Below are 3,466 nucleotides of genomic sequence, written 5' to 3'. Positions count from 1 at the left end.
TTTTAGCTGGCATTTTTGTAGAGATTGACTAAACTCATTTTTTATTATACCCTATTTAAAGGCACAACAGCTTATTTATTCAGGTTGAAATACTCGTTGAAATACACGTTCGAGTAGTCGTTGCCTAAGTCAAAACCGCCGAGGACGCTGGTGGATTCTGAAACTACTTCGACATGGTTCAAGTCTGAGATAATCATGGTTTTTGTCCTTTTAATTGAGTAGTTGTTTGAAGCAACCTTGTTTTGTTTGGATGTACCTAATATATCTGGACTAATTAGAGCTGTGTTGCCAATTTGGCAGATTTGTTTAAGATTTAAATGTCAATGTAACTTCATGAATATATGTTGATTTTTTGCTAGCCAACTAGAGAAGATATCTTGACGAGTCCTAAACGCATCAACCGAGTTTAATGGACTCAGATACTTGCTTATAGACCTCGCTCAAAGTTGAAAAACCCGGTTGATGAAAGTAAAGAGTGCGTCCAAGACAGGCTGCATTCAGACACAAAAACCAGCCTCGTTTTATACTCTATGAACGAGACTGTAATCAGATTCTAGTATTGGGATCGATCGCCCGTACAGACAAACACTGATCCGGCTCAACAGCATGAATTGCAGATCGGTTGATCTTTTTTGGCTCGCAAACAAATTATCAGGTACGATCGCACAACTGGGTTGCCATTTTGGCAGAAAACTCTGAAAACCCGATCGCCCGCGGTGAGTCAACCAAAAAATTGGTACACCCAACGCCCGCAATCGGGTTGTCGGTCGATCGACTAATTTACTTGCCCGCCAAATTAAACCAGCGCGTCTTAAATCCAGCAAAAAATCCTTGATTTTCAACCTCAGCCGCCAGCGCCGAGATATTTGAACCTGGGCCGCCGACTTCAGCTACAAAACCTGCGGTATCTGAGTGCAACTCGCTACCAATCTGAATGGCATCACCCCCTCGAACTCCGGCTCGTTTCTCCCTCACCACTTCCACATAATCTAAATCCGCTATTTTGCTCAGCGCCGGCTGAGTTTCCGATTTCCTCGTTTGACTGTTTTCCTTCAGCAAGCGGTTGGAAGTACGGTAAGGGATATAGTCGAGAGGGTTGTAACCCGTGCACCGCAAAAGTAAAAAACAAGCCCAAGAATACTTTCCTGCCAGAATCGCTGCAATTATCTCATCCAATTGTTCGGGTTTGATTCCAACTTGAGAATTATTGGCAGAATGGTGAAATTGGGGATTCATAGTTTTATCCTATTTTGCGTAAATTAGTTGACTGTTAACTGTTTACTGTTAACTATTTACTGTTGATTGCTGACTGTTGACTGTTAACTGTTGACTGTTGACTGTTAACTGTTAACTGACTAATGACTAATGACTAATGACTAATGACTAATGACTAATTTCTACAAACTCATGCCGCCTTTTTGTAGTTGCTTGAGGGGATCGAGCAAAATGTCGGCTATGCTGCGCTGGCGGATGACAATTTCCGCAGTAGCTGTCTGGCCAGCTTTGAGTTTCCAGGTTTGATTGTTGGCTTTCACTGAGTCTCGATCGATACTCACTTCCACACGATAAAAAACACCCAATCGCTCGTCTGTTTTGGCATCCGGCGAAATCGATACAACTTTTCCCGGAATCACACCGTAATTTTGATAGGGAAAAGCATCGAATTTGACTTGTACTGGCATTCCGGTTTTGACAAACCCTGCTTCTCGGTTCGGCAAACTGACTTCCAGCACCAGAGGAGCCTGATTCGGAGTCATTTCTGCAATAGTTTGACCCGGTTGCACGACTTCGCCGGTGTTGTGAATGTTGAGCGCGGAAATCACTCCGCTGACGGGTGCGTAGATAAATCTTTGTTTGAGCTTATTTTTTGCTTGAGCGAGCAGGGTTTGGGTTTCGGCAATTTTGGATTTAAGTTGATTTAATTCCATTTCCAACTGCTGAATTTTTTGCTCTTTTTCTAACTGCATTTGCCGCGCTGCGGCTTGTTTGCTGGAGGCTTCTGCTTGCAGTCGATCGACTTCGGCTAATTGTTGAGTTAATTCACCTTGGGCTTGAGAAATGGCGCTAGTTCGATCGCGCAAACCTTGCTCGACTTCAAACAGCTTTTCCTTAACCTGAGTTGTATCAGACAGTTGACTCCTGAGGGCAGCACTTTGCCTGTCGCGCACGGTTTGCTCGACCTCAAATACTCGATCGTCAGCCTGAGTTTTTTCCCCCAACTGGCTTCTAATAACGGCATTTTCACTTTCTCGCAGAGCTTCCTCAGCTTGAAACAATACATCTTTTGACAGCGCTCCCTCATCTACCAAAGGTTTGAGCCGCCCTATCCGCTCTTTGTGAGCCCCCACTTTTGCTTGCAATTGTGCCAACAAATCTTGACTCTTATTTTGCAGCGGTGTCACCTGCTCGCGCCTGGCTTGTTGAGAAGTGACATCAATTTTCAGTTGCGATAACAGATTTTCTGCCTGTTTTTCCAGAGGTTTGAGCTGTTGCTTGCGCGCTTGCTGAGAGACTACATCTGCTTGCAATTGCTCGATTTGAGACTGGGCGGTAGCCGCTGAAGCGCGAGCCCGATCGATCGCAGCTTCAGCCCCCCGCTTGTCTGCAGCAGCAATAGCTTGGCTCGCTTCAGCTTCCAGTTTAGTTCTCTCAATCGAACTAATCTGCTGCACCAATTGAATCTGATAAGCGCCCAGAATTTTATCAAGACGCTCCACCTCGCTCGCAGCAGTCGCCGGGTCTAATTCCGCCAATAATTGTCCTGCTTTGATTTTTTGACCTTCTTTGATTGCGAGGTTAATAATTTTCCCCCCCTCCGTCGGGTGAATTTTGTAAACATCACCTTTGGGAACTAATTTGCCCTGAGCGTGACCAACTTGGTCAATTTTTCCCAAAGTTGCCCACGCTCCAAAAGCTACGGAAAAAACCATTCCTCCTAATATCAACCGCTGGGGAAAAGATACTGGCGGCTGGTCGAGTACCGAGTGCAAAGAAGTAGACCAATTATCAGCATGATGCTCCGTAAACTTCGCAGGATTGATACCGTCATTACTTTGAGAGGAGCGATTTTTAGATTCTACTACTTCTAAAGAGCGGTCTTTTTTTCTGGCTTCGCTGTCTTGTCTTGAAGCTACTCCCCCATAGACTTCACCTATTGCATCAGGATCGCGACCTAATTCTTTAACATCTTCTGAAAACATTGTATTTCCTCCAAATTAGTCTGTTGACTGTTGGCAGTTGGCAGTTGTTAGAAGCTATCAGTCAGGAGTCAGAAGTTAGGAGTCAGGAGTCAGGATTCAGGAGTCAGTGAAAACGATCTTTAGTCTTGTGTTGGTTGCTAATGACTAATGACTGATGACTACTGACTAATGACTAATGACTGATGACTTAAATACAACAGTCCGGACAGTTTTTTGGGGTGAGTGGCGAGGAAAGCTATCCAAGGCTTAAAGTACAGTCATACATA

At 44.5% G+C, this 3,466-nt stretch carries 4 protein-coding genes; 1 reads left to right on the top strand and 3 read right to left on the bottom strand.

The features are described 5' to 3' along the window. Window positions 1-71: 71 nt before the first annotated feature. Window positions 72-197, bottom strand: a complete 126-nt coding sequence (locus tag QUA13_RS32000; RefSeq protein ID WP_333205057.1) for a hypothetical protein — start codon at window positions 195-197, stop codon at window positions 72-74. A gap of 435 nt (window positions 198-632) precedes the next feature. Between QUA13_RS32000 and QUA13_RS31995 the strand changes: the two genes are divergently transcribed. Further along, window positions 633-779 carry a hypothetical protein gene (locus tag QUA13_RS31995; RefSeq protein WP_333205055.1) on the top strand — a complete coding sequence of 49 codons (147 nt, stop codon included), beginning with the start codon at window positions 633-635 and terminating at the stop codon, window positions 777-779. A gap of 1 nt (window position 780) precedes the next feature. Here QUA13_RS31995 and QUA13_RS31990 read toward each other — a convergent pair whose 3' ends face one another. Next, window positions 781-1,236: a HetP family heterocyst commitment protein gene (locus tag QUA13_RS31990; protein ID WP_333205053.1), complete on the bottom strand. Its 456-nt coding sequence runs from the start codon at window positions 1,234-1,236 to the stop codon at window positions 781-783. 161 nt (window positions 1,237-1,397) lie between these two features. Continuing rightward, window positions 1,398-3,200, bottom strand: a complete 1,803-nt coding sequence (locus tag QUA13_RS31985; RefSeq protein ID WP_333205051.1) for an HlyD family efflux transporter periplasmic adaptor subunit — start codon at window positions 3,198-3,200, stop codon at window positions 1,398-1,400. Window positions 3,201-3,466: the final 266 nt, after the last annotated feature.

Origin of the sequence: Microcoleus sp. S28C3 (assembly GCF_036700785.1) — a bacterium.
In the GTDB taxonomy this organism is placed as follows: Bacteria; Cyanobacteriota; Cyanobacteriia; order Cyanobacteriales; family Microcoleaceae; genus Microcoleus; species Microcoleus asticus.
This window is presented reverse-complemented; position numbering and strand designations above follow the sequence as displayed.

What these genes read in the sequence shown, in the direction of transcription:
- QUA13_RS32000 (WP_333205057.1), bottom strand. Translation starts at nt 197, where the DNA reads ATGATTATCTCAGACTTGAACCATGTCGAAGTAGTTTCAGAATCCACC.
- QUA13_RS31990 (WP_333205053.1), bottom strand. Translation starts at nt 1,236, where the DNA reads ATGAATCCCCAATTTCACCATTCTGCCAATAATTCTCAAGTTGGAATC.
- QUA13_RS31985 (WP_333205051.1), bottom strand. Translation starts at nt 3,200, where the DNA reads ATGTTTTCAGAAGATGTTAAAGAATTAGGTCGCGATCCTGATGCAATA.